Origin of the sequence: Photorhabdus sp. RM96S, assembly GCF_042879335.1 — a bacterium.
GTDB lineage: Bacteria > Pseudomonadota > Gammaproteobacteria > Enterobacterales > Enterobacteriaceae > Photorhabdus > Photorhabdus kayaii.
In genome coordinates this window covers 1-526 of sequence record NZ_JBHFKT010000170.1, presented here as the reverse complement: position 1 = coordinate 526, position 526 = coordinate 1, and the positions used below count along the sequence as shown (strand labels likewise).

The 526-nt window shown below is 57.8% G+C and carries 1 protein-coding gene; it reads left to right on the top strand.

The genetic code is table 11. From position 1 onward, the window contains the following. Positions 1-526, top strand: a 526-nt coding sequence (locus ACGF49_RS24800) for a hypothetical protein (protein ID WP_387493400.1), incomplete at both ends; no start/stop codon positions are given.

Sequence of the window (526 nt, the reverse complement as noted above, 5' to 3'; positions counted from 1 at the left end):
GGCCTGGCAGGCGCATACCCGTCCACAGGGTACCGATATCACGATTACCGACCGACAAACCGGTCAGATACATTCTGCCCCCACAGCGGTCACGCCGGTGAACGGTATCAAAAATCAGCCACTGGTCTTGCCGCCCGGTCAGCCGTTTGAACTGACGTTGCCCCCGGAGACCGTCAAAGGGCAAACAGTCGACCCGGTGATACGTGTGGTGACGCCTGATACCCGCTTGCCGAATAACAGTCTGTATACCGTGCAACCGGGCAGTGACAGCCACTATCTGGTCGAGACCGACCCGAAATTCACCCAGTACAAACAGTGGCTGGGCTCGGATTATATGCGACAACAGTTAACGCACGACCCGGCGCTGGTCCACAAACGCCTGGGCGATGGATTCTACGAACAGCGGCTGGTGCGCGACCAAATCACCCAACTGACCGGCCGGCGCTATCTGCCCGGTTACAACAACGATGAAGCGCAGTTTAAGGCGCTGATGGATGCCGGTATCGTCTTTGGCAAACAGCAACAG